This window comes from Gordonia soli NBRC 108243 (assembly GCF_000334455.1).
Classification (GTDB): Bacteria; Actinomycetota; Actinomycetes; order Mycobacteriales; family Mycobacteriaceae; genus Gordonia; species Gordonia soli.
Genome location: NZ_BANX01000016.1, coordinates 76,091 through 100,919, shown reverse-complemented (window position 1 = coordinate 100,919; position 24,829 = coordinate 76,091). Strand labels below are relative to the sequence as shown.

The following is a 24,829-nucleotide window of genomic DNA, read 5'->3' as shown; positions in this document are numbered from 1 at the left end:
CGAATCGTCGCCGGCGCGCCGCTGCCGGTCCCGGTGGCTGCGCGATCAGACGCGCACCGTTGCAATATACCAATTGGTCTACTACCGTTCGATCGGAGTAGACCAACTGGTCTAGCCTGCCCCGCCCCCGAGGAGTTGTCGATGTCGCAGACCCTGACCCTGTCGACGTCCCTGACCTTGCCGTCAGGGCTGACGTTGCCCAACCGCATCATGAAAGCCGCGCTCAGCGAAGGACTGGCAGGCGACGACGCCTCGCCAGACGATCGTCTGGAACGCCTGTACGAACGCTGGGGGACCGGTGGATACGGGCTGATCGTGACCGGGAACGTGATGGTGGACCGTCGATACCTGGGCGAGCCGGGCAATGTGGTGATCGAGGACGAGCGTCATCTCGATGCGCTGAAGCGTTGGGCGGGGGCCGCTCGCGGCGATGGCGCCCCGGTCTGGATGCAGATCAATCACCCCGGGCGCCAGGCGAACCCGTTGACCACGGACGGGCCGGTGGTCGCGCCGTCCGCGATCCGCATGTCTATCCCGGGCCTCCCGACGCCCAGGGCGCTGACCGAGTCCGAGATCGAGGACATCGTCACACGCTTCGCCGCTACGGCGGCGGTGGCGAAGGCGGCGGGATTCGACGGTGTGCAGATTCACGGCGCGCACGGGTACCTGCTGTCGCAGTTCCTGTCGCCGTTGGCGAATCAGCGCACCGACCGCTGGGGTGGATCGATCGAGAACCGCACGCGCTTCGCCCTCGAAGTGGTCCGGGCCGTGCGATCCGCGGTCGGCCCCGGGTTCGGCGTCGGCATCAAGCTCAACTCGGCCGACTTCCAGCGGGGCGGATTCACCGAGGATGAGTCCCGCACCGTGGTCGCGACATTGGCCGCGGAGTATCTCGACCTGATCGAGATCAGCGGCGGTAGCTATGAGTCACCGGCGATGATGGGGCGCCCCGCCGTGTCGGACAGCACCCGTGCACGGGAGGCGTACTTTCTCGAATACGCCGTCACCGTCCGTGATCTCGCCGCGGGAATCCCGTTGGCTGTCACCGGTGGCTTCCGAAGCCGTTCGGCGATGGCCGACGCGGTCGCAGACGGAGCGTGCGACATCGTCGGCATCGGCCGACCGACCGTCATCACGCCCACCGCGGCCGACGAACTCATCACCGAGGGACTGTCGACGCTGCCTGCGCAGAGGTCGCGTCTGCCGCTCCCTGCGCAGGCCTCGACCATCGCCTCGGTGCGGTCACTCGAGGGCGCTCTGGACCTGCAGTGGCACACCGACCAGCTCCATCGACTCGGTGGCGGTCAGGAGCCGGACCCGCGACGTCCACTGTGGCGGACTGCAGTCACGACCGTGCGCCGCAACGGGATCGATGCGCTCAGGCGGTCGCGTGGTGTCACGTCCGCCGACAACCGCGCGGTCGTGCGCAAGTTCCGGTTCGAGCGCGCTGTCGGCCGATACGTCGCGAACCCGACGGTCGCCCTGCTCGGCCGGCTCGGTGTCAGCACTCGGTTGGCGACCGACCTGGAGACGACCGGCCGCAAGTCCGGACAGCCTCGGACAGTCCCGGTATCGGCGGCTTTCGACGAGACCGGTGCCTGGATCATCAGCCAGCACGGCCGACGATCAGGATGGGCGATCAACGTCGCGGCCGAGCCGCGCGTGCGAATCCGTCAGGGCGACGTGTGGAGGACCGGTACCGCCGCGTTCGTCCCCGACGACGATGTGCAGAGTCGGGCGCGCACCTTCGCGTCCCGTCCGGCCTTCGCCGGGCTGACCGCGGCCGGTTTCCGTGCCCTGCAGAGTGATCCGATGTCGGTGCGAATCACCTTCGTGGACTGACCCCTCGACGAGAATGTGGCGCGGACACGCGGATCGATCCCGCGTGTCCACGCCACATATCGAGTGGGTCAGAGCGGCAGCAGAATGTTCTTCACCGACGGATCGGTACGCAGGAACTCCTGCACCGCAGGATCCTTGAACGCGGCGACCAACTTCTTGATGTTCTCCGTGTCCTTCCACTGACTGCCGATTGTCAGCTGACCGGCGAACTCGTCCGGTGCCGGCGGCGAGAAGATCTGCTTCGCGATGTCGATCCCGGCGGCAAGGTAGTACTCGGTGTAGCCGACAGTCGCGTCGAGATCGGGCAGCGCTCGTGACTGTGCGGCGAAGTCCAGCAGGGTGAACTTGAGTCCCTTGGGATTCGTCGCGATGTCGTTCTGGGTGGCTTTCCATTTGTCGGTGCCGGGCTTCAAGGTGATCAGCCCCGAACGCTCGAGCAGCCAGAGCCCCTGCGCTTCGTTGGCCGGATCGGAGTACAGCGACACCGTTGCGCCCTGCGGAAGTTCGGCGGGGGTCTTGTACTTGTCCGACCAGATGCCGAATCCCCAACGGAAGACGGGGGTCGCGGCCTCCTCCTTGAAGTCGGGGTTGGCGGCGAGGACCTGCGACAACCACAGCTTGTGCTGGTAGATGGTCCCCGCCACCTCGCCGTCACTGACCGCCCGATTCAGCGTGGTCGAGTCGGCCAACCCCTTGAACCCGACCTTGATGCCGTACCGCGGTGCCACGTTCTTGGCGACGAAGTCGACCAACGCCTGCTCCGACGCATTGCTCTCGGCGGTGACGACCGTCAGGGTCGCGCCGGCCACCTCGTTCGGCGACTGTTCATCCGAACCGAAGAAGCGCCAGCCGATCACGGCTGCGACGACGACGATGACGACCGCGACGGCGGCGTAGATCGGCCACCGCTTACGGGCTGCGATCTCGATTCCCTCCGAGCCGCCACCGGGCGGCTGATCACCGACCTCGGTGGAGTCCTGCGTGGATTGGGACATGGCGTGCGCCTTTCTGGGTGACTGGTGGGACTTCTGACCACAGCCGAGCCGTCATCGATTGACGCGCGCGGACTTCTCCGGGGTGAGGTGACGGACCAGCGCATCGCCGACCACCTGGATGAGCGCGACGGTGATCACCAGCACGATGATCGTCGCGATCATGACGCCGTGGTCGAATCGCTGGTAGCCGTAGGTGACCGCGATGTAGCCGAGTCCACCGGCGCCGATGGTGCCGGCGATGGTCGAGTACTCGATCATCGCAATGGTGTTGATCGTGAGGCCTCCGATGATGTTCGGGAGAGCCTCGGGCACCTGTGCCTTCCAGATGATCTGGGCATTGGACCCGCCGGAGGCCTTGGCGACCTCGACCACCGACGTCGGCACTGCGCGCAGCGAGTTCTCGACGATGCGGGTGAAGAAGGCGATACCGGCGATCGACATCGGGACGACAGCGGCCGCGATGCCGATGTTGGTGCCGGTGATGAGTCGCGTGAACGGGATGATAGCGGTCATCAACACCAGGAACGGTAGCGAGCGCCCGATGCTGATGACCCAGGACAGCGGCGTGTGGAACCCGCGGTTCTCGAAGAGACCACCTGGTGCGAGGTTGTGGACCAAAGCTCCGAGCGGTACGCCGACCACCAGGACGACGGCCATCACGATGGTCACCATCAGCACGGTGTCGATTGCTGCGGGGATGAGCAGTGAGGGGATCTCGTCCAGGGGGACGGTGATCGCGGCCAGATTCAGGGTGGTGCTCATACCGTGACCTCCAGCAGTCCACCGGCGGTGCGACGCGCGGTGATCCCGAGCTCAGCGGTGGCGGTGACGAATTCATCGACATCGGCAGCGGCCACCGACACCGTCAGATCTCCCACAGAGACCCCGTCGACGGTCTGGATGTTGGCACCCAGAACCGAGATCGGGGTGCCGATCCGCTGCCCGACGCGGGTGATCCAGTCCACCGGGACCGCGACGGAGTGGTAGGTCACGTCCAGTGACACCTGACCGTCGACCGCGGTAGCGGTGGCGCCACGGGGACGGAGCGACTTCCCGAGTGGTGAGTCGGGGTCCAGCACGAGATCGACGAGCGCACCTTGTTCGACGATGCGACCCTGGTCGATTCGGCCGACCTTGTCGGCCACCTTGACGATCGTCTCCATCTCGTGGGTGATGAAGACGACGGCCAGCCCGAGCTCGTCGCGCACCTCGGTGAGCAGGCGGAGGAACGAGTCGGTTGCCTGTGGGTCGAGCCCCGACGTCGCCTCGTCACTCAGCAGGACGGCAGGCTTGAGCGCCAGCGCGCGGGCGATGCCGACACGCTGTCGCTGCCCCCCGGACAACTGGTGCGGGTAGTGATCGGCCTTATCGCCCAGACCCACCCGGTCCAAGAGCTCATGGACCCGGGTCTTCGTGGACTGCTTTGTCGCACCCAGGTATTCCAGCGGCAGCGCGACGTTCTCGGCAGCCGTGCGGCGCGCCAACAGGTTCGACGACTGGAAGACCGTCCCGATCCGTCGACGCGCCGTACGAAGTGCCGCCGCGCTCAGATCGGCCAGATCGTCACCGTTGACGATGACCTTTCCGGACGTCGGTCGCTGCAAGAGGTTCAGGCATTGGGCGAGTGTGCTCTTGCCCGCTCCGGACGGGCCGACCACCGCGAAGATCTCGCCGCCGTCGACGGTGAAGTTCACATCGTCGAGAACACGATTCGACGACTCGGTCCCGGAACCGAAGACCTTGGTGAGGTGCTCTACTTCGATCATCGTGTCGTGCTTCCTGTCAGCGCCGTGTGGTCGCGGAGCGAGTCGTCGATCGTCGAGTCGGGGCCGCCGACCCGGTAGCGGGCCGCCCGATGGTTGTGGGGCAAGAGGTCACCGCGTCCGAACAGCTTGTGTCGCAGCGTCCCCGGCGTGTAAGTGCGGTCGTAGACACCGCGGCGCTCCAGTGCCGGGACGACGTGGGTGACGATGTCGGCGAAGGTGCCGGGGGAGACGGCATAGGCGACGTTGAAGCCGTCGACGTCGGTGTCGTCGACCCAACCCTGCAGCGCCTCGGCGATCTCGTCACCGGAACCGATCAGAACCGGACCCATACCGCCGATGCCACCCCAGGCGGCGATGTCGCGGACCCGCCACTCCTCGCCGCTCTCCGATGCCTGGCTGAACGCCTCGACTGCGGACTGGATGGCGTTGCTGTGTACGTTGCCGATCGGTTCGTCGAGGTCGTAGGACGCGAGATCGATGCCCATCCAACCGGACATGAACACCAGCGAACCCTCATCGCTGGCGTAACGCCGGTACTCGGCGGCCTTCTCGCGCGCGGCCTCGGGGGTGGAGTCGGTGATGATCGTCAGTAGCGTGTAGATCCGCGCGTCGTACGGCCCGCGGCCCGCGGCGACGAGCTCTTCGCGGATCTGCGAGACGATCTGGCGCAGAATGGTCTTCGTCGGCGCGGCGACGAAGATCGCTTCGGCGTTCTCTGCGGCGAACCGTCGTCCGCGGGTGGAAGCACCGGCCTGGTAGATCACCGGCGAACCCTGTGGGGAGGGCTCCGCGAGGTGGATGCCGGGAACGGTGAAATGTTCACCGCGATGGCCGATGTGGTGCACCTTCGCCGGATCGGCGAACACACCCTGTTCGCGATCGCGCTGTACGGCATCGCGTTCCCACGAACCCTCCCACAGCTTGTAGAGGACCGTCAGGTACTCGTCGGCGTGGTCGTAGCGGGCGTCGTGCTCGAGTTGGTCGTCGGACCCCATGTTCCGAGCGGCGGCAGGGAGGTAGCCGGTGACGACGTTCCACCCGATGCGACCACGCGTGAGGTGGTCGAGCGTCGAGATGCGGCGGGCGAACGGGTAGGGATGCTCGAATCCGGTGCCGGTGGTGACACCGAACCCCAGGTGCTCGGTGGCGTGCGCCATCGCGGAGACGAGCAGCAGCGGGTCGTTGACCGGGATCTGCGCACCCTGCCGGATGGCCGCCTCGTCGGTGCCGGCGTAGGCGTCGTAGGTGCCGAGCACGTCGGCGATGAACAGGCCGTCGAAGCCACCCTGTTCCAGTAGCTTCGCGAGGTCGACCCAGTAGTCGATGGTGTTGTAGTCCCACGAGCGGTCGTCGGGATGCCGCCAGAGGCCGGGCGACTGGTGGGCGACGCAGTTCATGTCGAACGCGTTGAAGCGGATCGGGCGCTTGTGGTTCAGGTCAGGCACCCTGGCATGGTGCGCAGCGCCCGGCACCGTCACCAGCTTTGCAGCCAGCACGAATCCAAGTTGGGCGGCTGCTCACAACTGGGGTAAGGCGTCGGGCCGACCTGCGCAGACGCCGTCGGACAGCGCCGAGATCGTGAGCGTTGCTCAGGTGTCGGTGCCCTGCGGACCCGTCAGGAGAACGTGCTGAGGAAGATCGCCTCGGCCAATGCTGTTCGTCGGATCTCCTCCGGGTCGACGCTCTCGTCGACCGCGTGGATGCGGCATTGCGGCTCCTCCACGCCGATCAAGGCGATCTCTGCCCGCGGCACGATGTCGGAGAGCACTGTGCACAGCGGGATCGAACCGCCCTGACCCGAGCGGACCACGTCGGCGTCGTATGCGGTCGAGAGGGCGTCGGTGAGCGCGCGGTAGCCCGGGCCGTCGGTATCGGCGGAGAACGGCGCACCCACTGCATCGGCGGCGATCTCCACCTCGACGCCCCAGGGGATGTGCCCGCGCAAGTGCGCGGTGAGTGCTTCGAACGTTGCATGGGGGTCGAGTCCCGGTGGCACACGCAGATTCAGTACGGCCTTCGCCTCCGGGACGATTGCCGCGGCACAGTCCGCGGTGGCCGGCGCGTCGAGACCGATGACGGTGACCGCCGGTCGCGCCCAGACCATGTCGGCGGGGGCTCCGGACCCGAGGAGGTCGGTGCCGGGCAGGGCGGTCGAGTCGGTGCGGAAGACGTCGGGGTCGTACGCGGCGCCATCCCAGCGCTGATCGGTGGTGACACCGTCGATCGTCGTGTTGCCCTGCGCATCCCGCAGCGATGCCAAGCCCGCGACCAGCGCTGCCAGAGCATCCGGGGCTGCGCCGCCGAACTGCCCGGAGTGCACGGCTGACCCGAGCGCACGCACGGTGACGGTCGCGTTGACCACGCCCCGCAGCGAGGTGGTCAGCGTCGGTGTGCCGACCGCGACGTTGCCGGTGTCGGCGATGATGATCATGTCGGCGTCGAAGAGCTCGGGCCGGTTCCGAGCGAGATCGTCGAGTCCCTCACCGCCGGCCTCCTCGGAGCCCTCGATGACCACGCGGACGGCGGCACCGGTGGTTTCGCCCACGGCCCGCAACGCCGTCAGGTGTGCGATCAGATTGCCCTTGCAGTCGGCGGCTCCGCGTCCGTACCAACGGCCGTCGCGGTCGGTCAGCTCGAACGGCGGTGAGGTCCAGCGGTCGACCTGTCCGGCCGGCTGGACATCGTGATGGCTGTAGAGCAGCACCGTGCGGGCATCCGGCTCCGAACCAGGACGAAAACCCATCACCGCGGGGCTGCCGTCGGAGGTCTCGATCACATCGATCTCGAAGCCGAGTTCGGTGAATGCCGCGGCCACCCACATCGCACTGGCTCGACTGTCGTCCCGACGTGCGACGTCGAGGTGCACGGACGGGTGTGCGACCAACGCGGCGAGATCGTCGCGGGCGCGTCCCATGAGGTCGTCGACTCGTGCGGCCAGATCCGTTGCGGTGAATGCGGACATGGATCGAGCATGCCACGTCGAGACGTCTGCCAGCTCGGTCGGCGACGTGTCGGTCGGCCCGTGCGGACACATCGACCGATGCGCATGAGAAGAGTAGAAGTGGTGCCATGCGTTCCACAGACATCCTGGCCGACAGCCTGAGCCGCATCGCCGAGAACGTCCACGGTGTCCTCGATGGCATCGACGCCGACGGGTTGGTGTGGCGGCCGGAGAACCACGGGAACTCGGTCGCGTGGCTGATCTGGCATCTCACCCGGGTCCAGGACTCGCACATCGCGGATCTGGCCGGGACAGAGCAGGTGTGGATCGTCGACGGTTGGGTCGATCGCTTCGGGCTGGACCTGCCTGCCGGACACACCGGATACGCCCACTCGTCGGACGACGTGGCCAAGGTGGATGTGCGCGACCGGGAACTCCTGCGCGGCTACCACGACGCGACGCACGCGGCGACCCTCCGCTACCTGGAAGGCCTCTCCGACGCGGATCTGGACGAGGTCATCGACGAGAACTGGGACCCACCGGTCAGGCGTGGGGTCCGGTTGGTCAGTCTCGTCGACGACGACGCCCAGCACGTCGGTCAGGCGGCGTTCGTCGCAGGCCTGCGCTGAGAGCGGACTGCGGGCCGGGCCGCGGACGACGTGTGGCGCGGCAGATCAGCGTTCCGCGCCACTCGTACGTCTCGTCGCGTCAGGACCGGCAGCCCTGCCAGGTCTGGAAATCCCCGGCGAACGCCGGGCCGCCCGTGCAGACCGGTCGGTTCTTGCCGTCGACGGTGACGGTCGCGCCCGGTCCCGCGATCCCGATTGCGAGTCCCGGCTTGATACCGCTCATCGTCACGGTCGCACCCGGCCCCATGGCGATTGCGGCTGGACCTGCGAAGTTGTCCCCCGTGGAGGTGGCCTTACCGCCGTTGTCGGTGATCGCCAGAGTCAGTCCGGTAGGCCCCGATTTCGCCGAGCACGTCGAGGCCGACGACGATTGGCCGGGCAGGCCCGGACAGACCTGAGGTGCGGCGCTCGCAGCAGGAGCGGCGGCGAATGCGATCGCGCCGGCTCCGGCGGCCGACAGGGTCGCTCCGACCATCATCCGGGTGAACGTTCTCATCGTGAATCCCTTCCTCGTGCTCATGTGTGATTGCCGACACAGGGTGTTCGGAGTCGACTACCCGGGCAGATGGGCCCGAAACGTCGCCGGTTCGGCACGAGTGCTCCGCGTACTCGCGGGCGCCGGTGACGACGGCGCTGCGTGAGACGATGGCCCGGTGTCCGACGACGCTCATGACGCCCCAGATCCCTCGACCACCGAACACGACCGTGCCGGGAGTGGTGGTGGTGAGTCGATGGTGACGGTCGTACTGGCGTTCGCGATGAACGTTCTTGTGGCCGTTGCGAAGACGATCGCATCGGTGCTCACGGGATCGGCGTCGATGGTGGCCGAGGCGGCACATTCCTGGGCCGATGCCGGCAACGAGATCTTCCTACTCATCGCCGAGCGACGCGGCTCGCGTGGGCGCGACCGTCGGCATCCGTTCGGGTACGGACGAGAAACCTACATCTGGTCGATGTTCGCGGCCTTCGGATTGTTCACCGTGGGCGCGGTCGTGTCGGTGATGCACGGCATCAGTGCGCTGACTGCGGAAGAGGGCGAGACCGACTATCTCGTGGGATACCTCGTGCTCGCGATAGCCGCCGTGCTCGAGGGCATCTCGTTCCTGCAGTCGATTCGACAGGCGACGCGTGGTGGCCGCCGACTCTCGATGCATCCCTTGCGGTACGTCAATGCCACCTCGAACACCACATTGCGTGCGGTCTTCGCCGAGGACGCCGCCGCGTTGACCGGCCTGGCGATCGCCGCCGGCGGTATGGCCCTGCACCAGATCACCGGGTCGCCCGTATGGGACGCGGTCGGGTCGATCCTGGTCGGCGTCCTGCTCGGGGTGATCGCGGTCTTCCTCATCAAGCGCAACGGGCAGTTCCTGCTCGGCCAGACAGCCCTCCCGGCCACGCGTTCGGAGATGTTGCGGCGACTGCTCCAGCACCGCGACATCGATCGCGTGACCTACCTCCACGTCGAGTACGTCGGACCGTCGCAGTTCTATCTCGTCGCCGCGGTCGACATCGTCGGCGATCTCGCCGAGCACGATCTCGCCGTACGTCTCCGCTCCCTCGAGGCGCAGATCGAGACCAGCGACCGGGTCGTCGAGGCGGTGTTGACGTTGTCGACCGCCGACGAACCGTCTCTCGTCCCGTGATCAGGACGTGCTGGGCGCACCCCTCACGCCGGGCGTAGGTTGATATGCGTGGAACTGCGAATCTTCACCGAACCCCAGCAAGGTGCCACCTACGACGATCTCCTGCGTGTGGCGAAGGCGACCGAGGACCTGCACTTCGACGCGTTCTTCCGCTCGGACCACTACCTCGCGATGAATGTCGACGGGCGGCCCGGCCCCACCGACGCCTGGCTCACGCTCGCCGGCCTGGCGCGGGAGACGTCGCGTATCAGGCTCGGCACACTCGTGACCTCCGCGACGTTCCGTTATCCGGGACCGCTCGCCATCTCGGTGGCCCAGGTCGACCAGATGAGCGGCGGCCGTGTGGAACTCGGCCTCGGTGCGGGATGGTACGAGGAGGAGCACGCTGCCTACGGCATTCCGTTCCCTCCACTCGGGGAGCGTTTCGACCGTCTCGAGGAGAGTCTGGAGATCATCACCGGGTTGTGGGGCACACCCGACGGCGAGACGTTCGACCACCCGGGTGGGAACTACCCGATCAATGATTCGCCCGCACTGCCCAAGCCGACGCAGTCGCCGCATCCGCCGATCATCGTCGGTGGTAGTGGCAAGAAGCGCACACCCGCGCTCGCCGCCCGTTTCGCCGACGAGTTCAATGCGGCGTTCCAGCCCGTGGACGAGGCCGCCAAGCTGTTCGAGCGCGTGGGCTCGGCCGTCGAAGCCGCCGGGCGCGCGTCCGATTCGATCGTCTACTCGGCTGCGCTCGTCCTCGCGGCCGGCCGGACCGAGGAAGAGTTGGCCAAGCGGGCCGATGCCATCGGCCGTGAGGTCGCCGAACTCCGTGAGAACGGCGCTGCGGGCACACCGGCCGAGGTCGTCGAGAAGATCGAGAAGTACCGGGCTGCCGGAGCGAGCCGGATCTATCTCCAGGTGCTCGATCTCGCCGACCTCGACCACCTCGCGCTGGTTGCGGACGAGGTCGTACCGCAGCTCAGCTGAGGCCTCGCCGCCCCGAGTTGTGTAATACGTAGCGACTCTCAGGAACGCTACGTACTACGAAATCGCTTGTCACGACGCGCGGGCATCCATCTGCCAGTAGAGGATCTCGGCGTCGGTGGTCGCGATGAGGTCGATGTCGGGGTGGTCGGTGAGGCGTAGCGCGTCCCCCTCCGACAGATCGCCGACGTCGGGAACGGTGACAGCTCCGCGCACCACGAACAGATGGCCGAACGGTGCACCGGGAAGGCTGATCGTGCTCCCGGCCGCAGGGCGCGCGGCGTGCAGGACTGCGTGGCGGTTCGCTACGGTGACCGATGGACCGGACGCGTGCTCGGGCCTTCCCGAAGCGATCACGATCGGTTTTCCGGAGGCGAGTTCGCCTGTCATGTCCCGCTGTTCGTAGCTCGGATCGAGACCAGCCGTGTCCGGCGCGACCCACATCTGGATGACGCGGAGGGTGTCATCTGCGGAGCGTGGCTCGGGGTTGCGTTCGCTGTGCCGGATGCCGCGGCCTGCGGTCATCCGCTGGATCTCCCCGGGCCGGATGACGGACTCGTTGCCCGCCGAGTCACGATGGGCCGCAGAGCCGTCGACCACCCAGGTGAGGATCTCGGTGTCGCGGTGCTGGTGTGTGTCGAGGCCTTCACCGGACTCCACACGATCGTCGTTGTGGACGAGGAGGACACCATGCGCGTTGGCCGCGAGATCGAAGTTGCCGGTGGCGGGGAACGATTGTCGCGAGTCGAGCCACTCGTTCCACCAGTGGTGTCGATCGTCGGCGCGGATCAGTCGGATCATCGTCGATCCTCCATCGTGGTCAGGTGTGCGGACAGTCGGGTCATGATGTCGAGCAGCGCTCGACCGTCGTCGTCGGTCAGCGCATCGGTGAACAGTGCGCGCACGCATCGGCCGTGATCACGTACGGCAGAGCGGAAGACGGTGGCTCCCTCGTCGGTCAACACCGCGTAGCTCCCGCGTCGGTCCTCGTCGGCGCGTTCGCGGCACAACCATCCCCGACGCACGAGTGTGTCGATCTGGTACGAGAGCCGAGACGTCGAGAACACCAGTCGATCCGAGAGTTCACGCATGCGCAGGCGCCGGTTGGGTGCGTCGTGCAGGAGCATCAACACCTGGTAGTCGGCCAGGGACATCCCCGCGCTCGCCTTCAGATCGTCGTCGAGGACGGTCTGGAGGCGAGCGCTGGTCTCGATGAAGACCTGCCAGGCGCCGCGGCGTGGGTCGGTCGCCGTCACCGCGAGGTGTGGGGCATCAGCGCGTCCGGCGGGATGACCCCGAGGCGTCCGGCCTGGAAGTCCTCGATGGCTTCGGCGAGCTGCTGTTTGGTGTTCATCACGAACGGTCCGTATTGCACGACCGGCTCACGGATCGGCCGACCGCCGAGCACGAGCACCTCGAGCGCAGGCCGATTCGAGTCCTGGTCTTCGTCCGCCGCGATGGTGATGCGGTCACCGGCTCCGAACACGGCCAGTTGGCCCTGCCGGATCGGGCGGGCATCGGGCCCGACCGTGCCACGTCCGGACAGGACGTAGACGAGTGCGTTGAAATCGGTGCGCCACGGCATCGAGACGCGCGCGCCCGGAGCGATGGTCGTGTGGGAGAACGTGATCGGCGTGTGAGTCGATCCCGGTCCCTGGTGCCCGCCGACGTCGCCGGCGACGACGCGGATCAGCGCACCACCGTCCTCCGAGGTCAGCAGTCCCACCTCGGCGCCCTCGAGATTCTGGTACTTCGGGGTCAGGAACTTGTCCGCGGCAGGCAGGTTCACCCACAGCTGGATCCCGTGGAACAACCCGCCGGAGTCGACGAGCTCCGCGGGCGGTGTCTCGATGTGCAGGATGCCGGCACCCGCGGTCATCCATTGCGTGGCGCCGTTCTCGATCAGCCCGCCACCACCCGTCGAGTCCTGGTGCTGGAATCGTCCGTCGATCATGTACGTGACGGTCTCGAATCCGCGGTGCGGATGCCACGACGTGCCCTTGGGCTCACCGGGCTCGTAGTCGACCTCACCCATCTGGTCCATGTGGATGAACGGATCGAGGTCGGCGGCCGATACCCCGGCGAATGCTCGGACCACGGGGAATCCCTCGCCCTCGTACCCCCGCGGGCCGGACGTGATCGACCGGACCGGCCGGTCGGTGGCCTCGACCGGTGCCGGGGTCAGACGGGGCAGGGTCAACGTGTCTGCGGTGACGGCGGGCATGGTGGACTCCTCTCAGTAGCTCAATTTTGAGCTATGCGAGGGTCAACTGTCGGGGTTCGAGGACTATTCCCCGCTCCCTGCGAGGTCTGCCGCCGGCGCTCTCTCAGGACGCGATCGGCTCGCCGACCGTGGACGATCTCGACACGAGTGCGACCCGAAGGAACACTCCGTCGAACCATCCGCGGCTGTCGGCGAAGGAGAGGAGTTCGCGGACCTCCGCCGACCATCGTGGTTGAGAGTCGAGCGACTTGAGCCACATCGCGTTCACGTACGCATAGCCGCCGTCCACGTATCCGAGGCCACGTCGGCGGAGCCGCTCACCGGTGTCCGGGCCGTCCAGTGACGTCGTGACCCTGAGTGCCCGAAGATCTTCACGGTCGAGGACCTGCACGACGTCCTCGTCCACACGGATGTCCATCTCGGTCAGATCCTCTCGTCTCGTTGTCGATGCCCCGATTCAGCCGAGGCGGCGCGGCCGACCCCGACTCACGGTGTCGTCGCGGTCGTGGCAGGTGTCAGCGCGCCGACGTCGCGTAGATGTCGTCGATGACCTCTGCGTACTTCGATGCGACTCCGCGTCGCTTCAGCTTCATCGTCGGTGTGAGTTCGTCGGAGTCGGGCAGCCATTCGGCCTCGAGGATGCGATAGGCCTTGACCTGTTCGATGCGCGACAGTTGCGAGTTCGCCAGCGAGACCGCGTCGGCGACGGCCCGCTGCAGTTCCTCGTTGTCGATCAGGGCAGCGATGGATGTCTGATCGAGTCCATGGGTCTGGGCGAACACTCGCGCCCCATCCGGGTCCAGGACGAGGAGTGCGATGTTGTAGGGACGGCGGTCCCCGACCACGCACGCCTGGCCGATCAAGGGGGACGCGCTCTTCAATTTGCCCTCGATGTTCACCGGTGACATGTTCTTGCCGGCCGCGTTGATGATGAGTTCCTTCTTGCGGTCCACGATGGTGACCCAGCCGTCGGCGTCGATCGTCGCGATGTCACCCGTGTGCAGCCACCCGAATTCGTCAACCGCTTCCTTGGTCTTCTCCGGCGCCTTGCGGTATCCGCGCATGACGTGCGGTCCGCGCAGGAGGAGCTCACCGTCGTCTGCCAATCTGGCTTCGGTACCGGGCTGGGCCAGCCCGACCTTGCCCACCCGGATGTCGGTGGGCACGTTGGTGAATCCGAGCGCACCCGTCTCCGACATCCCGAACCCCTCCTGGAGGGGCAGGCCCAACGCCAAGTAGAACTCGTGCACCGCGGCGGCGATGGGCGCGGCCCCGGTCATGAGCAGGGAGACACGGTCGAAACCGAGTTGAGCGCGCAGGTTCGCGAAGATCTGCGCGTCCGCCGCGTCGACGCGGGCCACGTGCTCGACGGGTACCTCGACTCCCGATTGATCGAACTGCACCTTGGTGATGGCGTCCTCGAGCGCTGCGAGCGTCGCGGCACGTTGCGGTTCGTCGAGGCCGTTGAACCGCGCGAGCAGCCCGGCGCGGAGCTTCTCCCAGATCCGTGGGACCCCGAGGAACCAGGACGGACGTGCTTCGGCAACGGCTCCGAAGACATCGGTTGCGATCGCGACCGTGGTGATCGGCCACCCGGTGACGGTGGCGAGGTAATGGGAGAAGACGCGGTCGGCGGCGTGGGCCGTCGGAAGGTACGAGATCGCAGCGCCTTCCGGGGTGAACGGGAATCGGAGGTTGCACGTGTGCATCACGAACATCAGGTTCGCGTGGGTGAGCTCGACGCCCTTGGGATCACCGGTGGTGCCGGATGTGTAGATGAGTGTCGCCAGGTCGCTCGATTCCACCGACCGCCACTCTTTCGCGAAGTCGAAGTCGGCTGGTCGACGTGACCTCAGGGCATCCATCGCCACGATCGTCGCCGGTCCCGCGAGATGTGTCTCCGCGGTGAGCGGATCGGTCACCACGACGCTCTCGACCTTCGGCATCGCGGTGCGGGACAACACATCCAGGAAGCGTGATTCGGTGACGACCACCCGGTTGTCGGCGTTGTCGAACAGGTAGTCGATCTGCTCGGGCGCGGAGGTGAGGTAGATCGAGAACGGCGTGGCACCCAGGTGAAGGACCGCCATGTCGACGATGTGGAAGTCCGGACTGTTCGGCAGCATGATGGCCACGGTGTCGCCTCGTGCCACACCGAGGTCGGCCAGTCCGCCGGCAACTTCCTCGACGGCCGTGGCGTACTCGTTCCACGTCAACGCAGTGTCTTCACCGAATGCGCTCAGGGCGAGGCGATCACCGCGATCGGCAACCGTCGCCTGGAAAGCGGCCGGCACCGTGATGGCACCGATTCCCGGAGCCGCAGTGATCGGGGTGGTGGGTGCGGAAGCAGTCGTCGACATGTTTGTCCTCGCCTCGTTGTGGCTCACGTGGATGTTCTGGGATCAGGTATGAGATGCGACGGCATCAGTCCGGATCGGCTCGTCGCCGACGAGCGGTTCGGTGACGTAATCGCCGATCACCGGTTCGTGCACTCGGCGCCAGTAGTCGATGTACTTCCACGGACTGTTGGTGACGATGCGGCCGCGGGAGTTGCGGTAGTACGTCGTGGCTCCGCCGAAGTCCCACACCGTGTGCGCCAGTGCTTCGTCGAGTTCCCGGTTGTAGGCGTCGTGTGCTTCCCGGGTGACCTCGATGGTCTTCAGGCCCTCGTCGATGAGGGTCGCGATGAGCGACGTGACGTGCTGGACCTGCATTTCGGTGCCGGCGATGACCGTTCCGCCGTGACCGGTGTTGGTGTTGGGACCGTACAGGCAGAAGAAATTGGGGAACCCCGGCACGGAGATACCCAGATGGGCGCGTCCGTCTCCCGCTCCCCAGGTTTCGCGGAGGGTCGCGCCGTCTCTGCCGCGCACGGTCAGTGAGGCCAGTACATCGACCGCCCGAAAGCCGGTGGCGAGGACGATCACATCGGCGGCATGGTGTCCTCCGTCGCTCGTCCGGACTCCATCGGCGGTGATCGCGTCGATGGGTTCGGTGACGAGATCGACGTCATCGCGGGTGAGGGTCCGAAACCATCCCGCGTCGATCAGCAGTCGTTTTCCGTAGGGCGGATACTCGGGCAAGCTCTTCGACAACAGGTCGGGATGATCGGCCAACTCGTTCTCGATGTACGAGGTGAGCATCGCCCGGAGCCGATCGTTCGCCTTGTTCACCGCGCGACCGAGATGCGGGTACTCGGGATCGACCTGCAGGAGCTTCCAGACCTTGTCGCCCATCCGCCAGAACAGCCGAACCCGGTACCACGCAAGGTAGAACGGCACATGTGCGGTGAGGAAGTGGAACGCATCGTCGACCTCCGCTCCCTTCAGCGGGTGGGGCATCGCCCACTGTGGACTGCGCTGGAAGACCGACACCCGTTCTGCGACACCCGCGGCCGCCGGCACGAACTGCATCGCGCTCGCGCCGGTGCCGACGACGGCCACCCGCTTGCCGGTGAGGTCGATCTCCCGATCCCACCTCGCCGTGTGGAGAACGGGTCCGTGGAAGTCGTCGAGGCCGGGGATCTGGGGCACGCTGGGCTGATTGAGCAATCCGACCGCGCTCACCACCGCATCCGCAACGATCTCCTCCGGACCGCCGTCGCCGTCGACGGGACCGACCGACAGCCGCCACCGACCCGAATCCTCGTCGAACGTCGCGTCGTGGACGACGGTGCCCAGACGGGAGTGAGCCATGACGCCATGGCGCTCTGCCAGAGTCCGCCAGTGATCCGCCAATTCTTCCTGTGACGCGAAGTAGTGTGTCCAATCCGGCTTCGGGTCGAACGACAACGAGTAGAGGTAGCTCGGGGTGTCCACTCCGCAACCGGGATAGACGTTCTCGTGCCATGTGCCGCCGACGTCGGGGTTCTTGTCGACGAGGAGATAGTCGACGCCTGCCTGGCCCAGACGGATGGCCATGGCGATGCCCGAGATGCCGGCTCCGATGATGACGACCCGGAACTGCGTGCGTGCAGTCGGCGATGCCGTCGAATCCGGTTGCGTGGAGGTCGGCGCGGAGAACCTGGGGTAGATGCCCATCTCTTCACCGAGGAGTTGTCCGTACCCCTCCGGGATCGGCTCGCCGAGCATCACCGAGAGCGCCCGGACGAGTCGATCGGGTGACGGTGGGGTCGTCGGCAAGACGACTGTTCCGTCTCGCCAGCCCCGCAGGATCTCGCGGGCCTCTGCGCGGATCTGCGACTGCAGTTCTTCGTCGAAGCCCCCGGTGTCGTGGTCGCCGAGATCGGTCGGTGCCGTGGGGGTGTACGGAGCCGTGAGCCAGCGGTCGTCGCCGGTGAGCATTGCGAGGGAGCCCAGCAGTATCGGCAGGTTCGATCGAGCGAGGCCGTCGTCGAGTTCGGCGTCGGTGAAGTCGGCACTCGGCCGAAAGGACCCGGACGGCTGTGTGGCCCACGTGACGACGTCAGGGCTGTAAATGGACTCCGACATACGAGTGACCATACAATTTGTTCAGACGTGGTGTCAATCACAATCGAACGGTCTCGACCGTCGTCGAATTCGACTGACTTACATGGCAGACAAAGTGTATGGATTCAATGTATGGTGCGTCCATGACGAGTACTGCAGAGCGGCGCGCTGTGCGCGACGTATACGACGACGAGCACGAGGCGTTCCGGCAGAGCTTCCGCCGGTTCCTGGAGTCGAGGGTCGTCCCCGACTACGACACATGGGAGCGCGACGGCGTCGTTCCCCGAGAGCTCTTCAACGAGGCCGGCGCCCACGGCTTCCTGGGGATGGCCATCGGCGAGGACTACGGCGGCGGGGGAGTCGATGACTTCCGGTTCAACGCGGTCATCGCCGAAGAGGTCGCCTATGCCGGTGTGATGTCGTTCGGGATCAACCTGCACAACGACATCTGTGTGCCGTACTTCCTCCGCTACGCCGACGACGAGCAGCGTCGGCGATGGTTGCCGGGACTCGCGTCCGGTGAGTTGATCGCCGCGATCGCGATGACCGAGCCCGGAACCGGGTCCGATCTCGCCGGCATCGGGACGACTGCGGTCCGCGAGGGTGACCACTACGTCCTGAACGGCTCGAAGACGTTCATCTCCAACGGGATCAACGCAGATGTGGTCATCGTCGCCGCTCGCACCGACAGTGGTGAGAACAGGCACGGCGGTCTGTCGCTCATCGTCGTCGAGCGAGGCACCGAGGGGTTCGAGCGAGGTCGCAATCTCGACAAGATCGGCATGCACGCGCAGGACACCGCAGAACTCTTCTTCGACAACGCTCGGGTGCCGGTCGCGAACCTGTTGGGCGAGGAGGGCGGCGGCTTCAAGTACTTGGTCTCCAACCTGCCGCAGGAGCGGATGACGATCGCGGTGGCGAGCACGGCGGCGTCCGCGCGCGCTGTCGAGCAGGCCACCGAATACGTCACCGAGCGCACAGCATTCGGCCGGACCATCGCGGCCAATCAGAACACCCGGTTCTCGCTCGCGGACGCGCACGTCCAAGTGGAGGTGGTCCGTGCATTCGTGGACGACTGTCTCCGCCGGCACGTCGACGGCGCTCTCACCGCCGACCGCGCTGCGATGGCGAAACTCGCGGCGTCGGAGACCCAGGGCCGGGTCGTCGACCGTTGTCTGCAGATGTTCGGTGGCTACGGCTACATGTCCGAGTACCCGATCTCACGAGCGTACGTCGATGCCCGTGTGCAGCGGATCTACGGCGGCACCAGTGAGATCATGAAAGAGATCATCGGGAAGTCGATCGGGCTGTAGACATGGAACGCACGATCTTCGACCTCGAACACCGGCAGTTCCGCGACTCGGTTCGCGCATTCCTCGCCAAGGAGGCGGTCCCCAACACCGAACGGTGGGAGACGGAGGGGATGGTCGACCGGGCCTTCTGGTCGCTCGCCGCGGCCCAGGGGTTCGTCGGCTTCGCAGCCCCGGAGGAGTACGGCGGCAGTGGACTCCGGGACTTTCGTTTCAACGCAGTGTTGAACGAGGAGGTGGTCCGGTCCGGCGCCGTCGGCGACGGGTTCTCGCTGACCAACGACATCGTCCTCCCGTACTACCTCGACATCGCCGACGAGGAGCAACAGCGCCGCTGGGTTCCAGGAATCGTCAACGGGGACACCGCGATAGCGGTCGCCATGTCGGAGCCGGGCACGGGCTCGGATCTCCGCGCGATCACGACAACCGCTGTGCGAGCGGACGGAGGATGGCGACTGAGCGGATCGAAGACCTTCGTCACTCGGGGAATCCAGGCAGACCTGGTCATCGTCGCCGCACGGATCCCGGAGCCGGACGGTGGTGGATACGGTCTCTTCGTGGTCGCCCACGGGCAGCCGGGTTTCGAACGCGGCCGGAAGCTCGAGAAGATCGGCCGCAGGGCCCAGGACACCGCCGAGCTGTTCTTCGACGACGTCTGGGTCCCCGACACCGATGTCCTGGGTGAACCCGGTCGTGGGCTGCACTACCTCATGGGGAACCTCGCGCAGGAACGTCTGTCGATGGCGGTGGTCGCGGTGGCGAGCGCTGAGTACGCGGTCTCGACCGCGATCGACTACGCGACCGAACGGAAGGCCTTCGGCAAGCCGATCGGGAGCTTCCAGGCCAACAGATTCCGGCTGGCCGAGTTGCACACGCGCGTGGAGATGGCCCGCGTCTACATCGACCGCTGCATCGAGGCCCAGAACAGCGGCGAACTCACCGCCGCGGAGGCCGCTGGGGCGAAGTTCGCCACGACCGAGCTGGAGTTCGAGGCCCTCGACGCGTGTCTCCAGATACACGGTGGGTACGGCTACTTGGAGGAGTACGAGGTGGCTCGTCGGTGGAGAGACGCCCGCGTGCAACGTATCTACGGTGGGACGAACGAGATCATGCGCGAGATCGTCGGACGATCGCTGGGGTTGTGACGACGACTCGGCGATGACCTGCGGGTCGCCTTGTGAGGGGTGCGACCATGGTGGGTGCAGGAAGAAGGCGTGTCCCGGGAGACCCGGGACACGCTCTTTTTCGTGCATCGAATTGCTCGGCACGAGCGGACCACCCGACTCGATGCCGGCCAGCGGACGTCCTGCCGACGGTCGTCCTATCCGGTGGCCACCACACCCTCGGTCACCAATTCCGCGATCTCCTCGTCGGAGAACCCGGCTGCGGCCAGGACAGCACGCGAGTCCGCGCCAGGTGCCCGCCGCGCGGTCGGAGATGTCGGCGGCGCACCGTGGAACCGGGGTGCCGGTGCGGGTTGCGGTATCCCGTCCACCTCGACGAAGGTCCCCCGTTCCACGTGATGGGGATGGGTGACGACATCCGACAGAGGCAACACCGGCGCGTAGCAGGTGTTGCGGCCGGCGAACATCCGATCGAGCTCGTCGCGGTCGAACGCCGCTATCCGCGATGCGAGTACTTCGCGGAAGTCGTCCCAGAGTGCGGTGTCGAACTGGTTGTCGCGTAGCTCATCCGGGAGCTGCAGCACATCGCACAGCTCGGCGAGGAACTGGGGCTCGATCGCACCGATGCTGACCCACTGGTCGTCCCGGGTGCGGTAGGTGTCGTAGAACCACGCCCCCGTGCCCAGCAGGTGCGTACCCCGTTCTTCGGAGAAGGCGCCCTCGGCGCGATACGAATGGAACATCGCCATCAAGGCCGAGACACCGTCGATCATCGCCGCATCGACCACGCGACCTCCACCGCCCGAACGTGCGGCGAGGATGCCCGAGACCATGCCGAAGGCGAGCAGCATGCCACCTCCACCGAAGTCTCCCACGAGATTCAGTGGGGGCACGGGTGCCTGTCCGGCGCGACCGATGGCGTGCAACGCGCCGGACAGGGCGATGTAGTTGATGTCGTGACCCGGTAGCGCTGCCATCGGGCCGCTCTGGCCCCAGCCGGTCATCCGGCCGTACACGAGGTCGGGATTGCGGGCGAGGCAATCCTGCGGCCCGACGCCCAGGCGCTCGGCGACACCCGGTCGGAAGGTCTCGATGACCCCGTCGGCATCGGCACACAGACGGCGGATCACCTCGGCCCCACCATGCGCCTTGAGATCGACCGCGAGGTGTCGACGGCTACGGAACATGATCCCGTGCCCCGCTACCGCCCACGGGTTCCCGCCCGGTCGATCGACACTGATCACCTCTGCTCCCATGTCCGCGAGCATCATCGCCGCGAAGGGGCCGGGACCGATGCCTGCGAGCTCGACGATCCGCAACCCGGCGAGAGGCGGTCGTGACGGTGCGGTCACTGCGTGGTGACCACGGGCATCCCGCCCTTGTTGGCTGCGATGTCCGCGTGGACCTCGTCCGGGTTCGCCACGGCCATGGCCTTGTTCGCGCCGTCGGGCAGTTTGATGGCGTCGTTGAACTGGCGAAGCATCGTGAACGCGGCCTTCTCGTCGTCGTGCGGCAGCAGACGTCCGATCTTGTCGGCCAGCGTGACGACGGGGCTGATCGCCGGCAGGATGTGTCGCCACGCGGTCTTCTCGGCACCGAGTGCATCCATCACGTGTGCCGGGATCCACGAGTGGAGTAATCCGTAGGCGAGCTTGAGCCTGCGTTCGTTGGTCATGAACTTGGCGACCGGCCCGGGTAGGACCTCCACGTCGCCGGGCGGGTTCTCGACGCTGTACTCGACGATCGAGTGGACGACGTCGCGGCAGAGATCGTCCGGCGGCAACTCGATCAGGGTGTGCAGGTCCGTCTTGCGACGGGCGTCTTCGTAGCTCGTGTGGAGGATGTCCTCGGGGACACCGATGACGTATCCCACGTAACGGCTCAGTGCGAAGATGTCCTCGAGTTCGCGGTCGCTGTAGCGGATGCCGGAGGCCTGGACCGCGTCGGTGAACTTCACGCCGAACTGTCCGGCCTGTGTGACCATGCTGTCGAGGTTGTTGATCGGGATACCCCATCCGGCCCAGTCCCAGTGATCCGAACGTCCCAGGCTGTGGCGGACCGCGGCGTGGATCATACGGACCTTGGCGGTGAGCCGGAATCCTTCTTCGAAACGGGTCATCCCACCCGGGGTGTACGCGGCGACGACGTACCGGAAACTCTCGATGAGTCGTGTGCCGACCTTGTCCTGCTCGCGGAGACGACCACTGAACAGGACCGGCCGTGTCGCGCTGTACATCGAGAACCCGCCCGCGATCGCGCCCCAGGCGAGTACCGGGGGGACGATTGGACCCGCGCGCCAGAACGCGACGGCACCGCGATAGAGCTGGTCGAAGTCGACCCAGTCCGGGATGTGGTCCAGCTGATCGAACAGCGCCACCAGTCCGGGAGTCGGTTCGTCGATGGCGTCGATACCGTACTCGAGGGCCTGATCGAAGGTCCGCCAGCTCGCGCCATTGCTCTTGTCCTTGAAATCGAGCATGGCCGCGTACGCGTAGTCGTCGGCGAGCAGCGCGTGATCGGTCAGTTTCTCGACGAGCTCTCGCCCGTACATCGCGATCGCCTTCTCCTTGTTGGCGATTCGCCCGAGATCGATCCCACGGGGAAGTCCGGCGGGAACGTCGAGGTCCCCGCGGAACGTCTGGGAACCGGTGCCCGGCTCGGTGATCGTCATCGCGCCTCCTTGTATTGGTTCACGGAACGTCGACCGACCCTGTGATCGCCGTTACAGCTGAGGGTAGACCGTGGTGAACACGTTGTCTACACTCACTGTATGGTCGCATGTCCGACACGGGATGTCCGTGCGGGTCGACACCTCGGCAGCCAACGAGATGAGGATGTGGATGACGCAGCAGTATTCGCCCGACCTGACCGGAGGCGACACCATCGACGGCGTCGTGGCCGACGGAGCAGGAGATGCCTATCGAGTCGTCGACGGCCTGATGTCGACGAGGTGGAGTTGCCGTGCGTTCTCCTCGCGTCCGGTTCCGAGGACCGAGATCGCCAAGATCCTCGAGGCCGCGCGGAAGACCCCGTCGTGGTGCAACACCCAACCGTGGCATGTCGACATCACCGAAGGGCGGGCCACCGACGACCTGCGTGCTGCATTGCGCGCGGCGATCGCGGATGGACCTGGGCAGAACCCTGACATCGAGTTTCCGACGTCGTACGAGGGTGTCTATCGGGACCGGCGGCGGGAGAGTGGTTTCCAGCTGTACGAGAGCCTGGGAATCGAGAAGTCCGACCGGGCCGGGTCGGCTCGGCAGATGTTGCGCAACTTCGACTTCTTCGATGCCCCGCATGTCGCGATCGTCACCACCGAGCCGGCCCTCGGCGCATACGGCGCAGTCGACTGCGGTCTCTTCGTCCAGAGCTTCGTCCTCGCGGCGCACTCGCTCGGGATCGCGACGATCCCGCAGGCTGCGTTGGCAACTCAGGCGCCCGTCATCCGGGAGCATCTGGGGCTCGACCAGAAGCGCCATGTCCTGATCGGTGTCTCTTTCGGCTACCCCGACATCACGAGTCCGGTGAACGGTTATCGGACCAGTCGCCGATCGACCGAGGAGGTCGCGACCTTCCACGCGTGAGGTGTCGCGTGGCGAACGCCGATCGCGTTGCCGCGCAACATAGACACTCTGTATGGTCATGATGTACGTTCCGGAAGTCGACCGACGGCACCCACGTCGCCGGTCCGTATCGAGGAGCTCGTGATGTCGAATACCCAAGCGCTCGTGTACGACGCGATTAGGACCCCGCGCGGCAAGGGGAAGCCATCGGGTGCGTTGCACACGATCAAACCGATCGATCTCGTCACAGGTCTGCTGGCGAGCATTCAGGAGCGCAATCCGGGTCTCGATCCGGATCGCATCGACGACCTGGTGCTCGGGGTGGTGTCCCCGGTCGGGGAGCAGGGAGGCGACATCGCCCGAACGGCCGCGTTGGCAGCAGGTCTGCCCGAGACCGTTGCCGGAGTGCAGGTCAACCGCTTCTGCGCATCCGGCCTCGAGGCGGTCAACTTGGCGGCGCAGAAGGTGCGTTCCGGCTTCGAGGATCTCGTGCTGGCGGGAGGCGTGGAGTCCATGTCCCGGGTTCCGATGAGCTCGGACGGTGCTGCGTGGATGGACGATCCGGCGACGAACCTGTCGACCGGGTTCGTGCCACAGGGAATCGGGGCCGATCTGATCGCCACCATCGACGGATACTCTCGCGACGACGTCGACACCTTCGCGGTCCGATCGCACGAGCTGGCGGCCAAAGCCGAGGCCGACGGCCGATTCGACGGTTCGGTGGTGCCGGTACGCGATCTGAACGGCGCCGTCGTGCTGGATCATCACGAGACGATCCGGGCCGAGACCACGACCGCGACGCTCGCCGGTCTTCGTCCGTCATTCGCGAAGCTCGGTTCTGCCGGCTTCGATGCCGTTGCGCTGCAGGAGTTCACATCCGTCGAGAAGATCGACCACGTCCATCACGCCGGTAACAGTTCGGGCATCGTCGACGGCGCATCGCTGGTGGCGATCGGCAGTGAGGCGATCGGTGCGGAGCTGGGATTGACCCCCAAGGGGCGGATCGTGTCGACGGCGGTGTCCGGTGACAACCCGACCATCATGCTGACCGCACCGGCTCCCGCCTCGCGCAAGGCGCTGGAGAAGGCCGGACTCGGTGTCGGCGACATCGACCTCGTCGAGATCAACGAGGCGTTCGCATCCGTGGTCCTGCATTTCGTCGACGATCTCGGGGTCGACATGGAGAAGGTCAACGTCAACGGTGGCGCGATCGCGATGGGGCACCCACTCGGGGCAACCGGGGCGATGCTCGTGTCCACGGTCCTCGATGAACTGCATCGCACCGGCGGGCGCTACGGACTGATCACCCTCTGTGTCGGTGGCGGGATGGGGATCGCCACCGTCGTCGAAGCACTGTGAGTCTGCCGACCCCCGACCCGTCCTTCCG

22 protein-coding genes are annotated in these 24,829 nt (G+C 66.3%); 8 read left to right on the top strand and 14 right to left on the bottom strand.

All coding sequences use genetic code 11. The features are described 5' to 3' along the window. Window positions 1–141: 141 nt before the first annotated feature. Complete coding sequence (locus GS4_RS11775; RefSeq protein ID WP_007620773.1) at window positions 142–1,842, top strand: nitroreductase family deazaflavin-dependent oxidoreductase; 1,701 nt, start codon at window positions 142–144, stop codon at window positions 1,840–1,842. Window positions 1,843–1,910: 68 nt separating this feature from the next. Here GS4_RS11775 and GS4_RS11770 read toward each other — a convergent pair whose 3' ends face one another. The 5 genes from GS4_RS11770 to GS4_RS11750 form a co-directional block, all read right to left on the bottom strand. After that, a complete protein-coding gene (locus GS4_RS11770) occupies window positions 1,911–2,837 on the bottom strand; it encodes a MetQ/NlpA family ABC transporter substrate-binding protein (RefSeq protein ID WP_007620772.1) in 927 nt (308 codons plus the stop codon). A gap of 51 nt (window positions 2,838–2,888) precedes the next feature. Then, a complete protein-coding gene (locus GS4_RS11765) occupies window positions 2,889–3,599 on the bottom strand; it encodes a methionine ABC transporter permease (RefSeq protein WP_007620771.1) in 711 nt (236 codons plus the stop codon). Beyond that, entirely contained in the window at window positions 3,596–4,603 is a 1,008-nt protein-coding gene (locus GS4_RS11760) for a methionine ABC transporter ATP-binding protein (RefSeq protein ID WP_007620770.1), read from the bottom strand. Before GS4_RS11760 ends, GS4_RS11765 begins: the two co-directional genes overlap by 4 nt. Further along, complete coding sequence (locus GS4_RS11755) at window positions 4,600–6,048, bottom strand: LLM class flavin-dependent oxidoreductase (protein ID WP_040510319.1); 1,449 nt, start codon at window positions 6,046–6,048, stop codon at window positions 4,600–4,602. Before GS4_RS11755 ends, GS4_RS11760 begins: the two co-directional genes overlap by 4 nt. Before the next feature lie 170 nt (window positions 6,049–6,218). After that, entirely contained in the window at window positions 6,219–7,565 is a 1,347-nt protein-coding gene (locus GS4_RS11750) for a M20/M25/M40 family metallo-hydrolase (RefSeq protein ID WP_040510354.1), read from the bottom strand. Window positions 7,566–7,672: 107 nt separating this feature from the next. On the opposite strand from GS4_RS11750, the gene GS4_RS11745 reads away from it, so the two are divergent. Next, entirely contained in the window at window positions 7,673–8,173 is a 501-nt protein-coding gene (locus GS4_RS11745; RefSeq protein WP_007620767.1) for a mycothiol transferase, read from the top strand. Window positions 8,174–8,252: 79 nt separating this feature from the next. Here the strand turns inward: GS4_RS11745 and GS4_RS11740 are convergent, their stop codons facing one another. Further along, window positions 8,253–8,669 (bottom strand): hypothetical protein, encoded by a 417-nt coding sequence (locus GS4_RS11740; RefSeq protein ID WP_007620766.1) that lies wholly within the window; start codon window positions 8,667–8,669, stop codon window positions 8,253–8,255. Window positions 8,670–8,904: 235 nt separating this feature from the next. Here GS4_RS11740 and GS4_RS11735 point away from each other — a divergent pair, with 235 nt between their 5' ends. After that, on the top strand, window positions 8,905–9,816 hold the full coding sequence (locus GS4_RS11735) for a cation diffusion facilitator family transporter (protein ID WP_007620764.1): 912 nt from the start codon (window positions 8,905–8,907) through the stop codon (window positions 9,814–9,816). A 48-nt stretch (window positions 9,817–9,864) separates the two neighbouring features. Beyond that, complete coding sequence (locus GS4_RS11730; RefSeq protein ID WP_007620763.1) at window positions 9,865–10,794, top strand: LLM class F420-dependent oxidoreductase; 930 nt, start codon at window positions 9,865–9,867, stop codon at window positions 10,792–10,794. Window positions 10,795–10,863: 69 nt separating this feature from the next. Here GS4_RS11730 and GS4_RS11725 read toward each other — a convergent pair whose 3' ends face one another. From GS4_RS11725 to GS4_RS11700, 6 genes are all read right to left on the bottom strand, one after another. Continuing rightward, window positions 10,864–11,592 carry a pirin family protein gene (locus tag GS4_RS11725; RefSeq protein ID WP_007620761.1) on the bottom strand — a complete coding sequence of 243 codons (729 nt, stop codon included), beginning with the start codon at window positions 11,590–11,592 and terminating at the stop codon, window positions 10,864–10,866. Then, window positions 11,589–12,047 (bottom strand): MarR family winged helix-turn-helix transcriptional regulator, encoded by a 459-nt coding sequence (locus tag GS4_RS11720; protein ID WP_007620759.1) that lies wholly within the window; start codon window positions 12,045–12,047, stop codon window positions 11,589–11,591. Before GS4_RS11720 ends, GS4_RS11725 begins: the two co-directional genes overlap by 4 nt. Beyond that, window positions 12,044–13,015 (bottom strand): pirin family protein, encoded by a 972-nt coding sequence (locus tag GS4_RS11715; protein ID WP_007620757.1) that lies wholly within the window; start codon window positions 13,013–13,015, stop codon window positions 12,044–12,046. Before GS4_RS11715 ends, GS4_RS11720 begins: the two co-directional genes overlap by 4 nt. A gap of 103 nt (window positions 13,016–13,118) precedes the next feature. After that, complete coding sequence (locus GS4_RS11710; RefSeq protein ID WP_007620755.1) at window positions 13,119–13,433, bottom strand: hypothetical protein; 315 nt, start codon at window positions 13,431–13,433, stop codon at window positions 13,119–13,121. Window positions 13,434–13,530: 97 nt separating this feature from the next. Next, window positions 13,531–15,375: an AMP-dependent synthetase/ligase gene (locus GS4_RS11705; RefSeq protein WP_007620753.1), complete on the bottom strand. Its 1,845-nt coding sequence runs from the start codon at window positions 15,373–15,375 to the stop codon at window positions 13,531–13,533. 42 nt (window positions 15,376–15,417) lie between these two features. Next, entirely contained in the window at window positions 15,418–17,466 is a 2,049-nt protein-coding gene (locus tag GS4_RS11700) for a flavin-containing monooxygenase (protein WP_007620751.1), read from the bottom strand. Between the two features lie 122 nt (window positions 17,467–17,588). Between GS4_RS11700 and GS4_RS11695 the strand changes: the two genes are divergently transcribed. Together GS4_RS11695 and GS4_RS11690 are read left to right on the top strand one after the other, a co-directional pair. Beyond that, a complete protein-coding gene (locus tag GS4_RS11695; protein ID WP_174344011.1) occupies window positions 17,589–18,758 on the top strand; it encodes an acyl-CoA dehydrogenase family protein in 1,170 nt (389 codons plus the stop codon). Window positions 18,759–18,760: 2 nt separating this feature from the next. Further along, window positions 18,761–19,900, top strand: a complete 1,140-nt coding sequence (locus GS4_RS11690) for an acyl-CoA dehydrogenase family protein (protein ID WP_007620746.1) — start codon at window positions 18,761–18,763, stop codon at window positions 19,898–19,900. Window positions 19,901–20,076: 176 nt separating this feature from the next. Here GS4_RS11690 and GS4_RS11685 read toward each other — a convergent pair whose 3' ends face one another. Both GS4_RS11685 and GS4_RS11680 read right to left on the bottom strand, forming a co-directional pair. Further along, the gene (locus GS4_RS11685) at window positions 20,077–21,231 is read right to left on the bottom strand and encodes a CaiB/BaiF CoA transferase family protein (protein ID WP_007620744.1); all 1,155 of its coding nucleotides are present in this window, start codon (window positions 21,229–21,231) and stop codon (window positions 20,077–20,079) included. Beyond that, a complete protein-coding gene (locus GS4_RS11680; protein WP_007620742.1) occupies window positions 21,228–22,550 on the bottom strand; it encodes an oxygenase MpaB family protein in 1,323 nt (440 codons plus the stop codon). Before GS4_RS11680 ends, GS4_RS11685 begins: the two co-directional genes overlap by 4 nt. 268 nt (window positions 22,551–22,818) lie before the next feature. Between GS4_RS11680 and GS4_RS11675 the strand changes: the two genes are divergently transcribed. Both GS4_RS11675 and GS4_RS11670 read left to right on the top strand, forming a co-directional pair. Then, the gene (locus GS4_RS11675; RefSeq protein ID WP_245555639.1) at window positions 22,819–23,463 is read left to right on the top strand and encodes a nitroreductase; all 645 of its coding nucleotides are present in this window, start codon (window positions 22,819–22,821) and stop codon (window positions 23,461–23,463) included. Between the two features lie 123 nt (window positions 23,464–23,586). Next, window positions 23,587–24,801, top strand: coding sequence for an acetyl-CoA C-acetyltransferase (locus GS4_RS11670; RefSeq protein ID WP_007620738.1), 1,215 nt, complete (start codon window positions 23,587–23,589; stop codon window positions 24,799–24,801). Window positions 24,802–24,829: the final 28 nt, after the last annotated feature.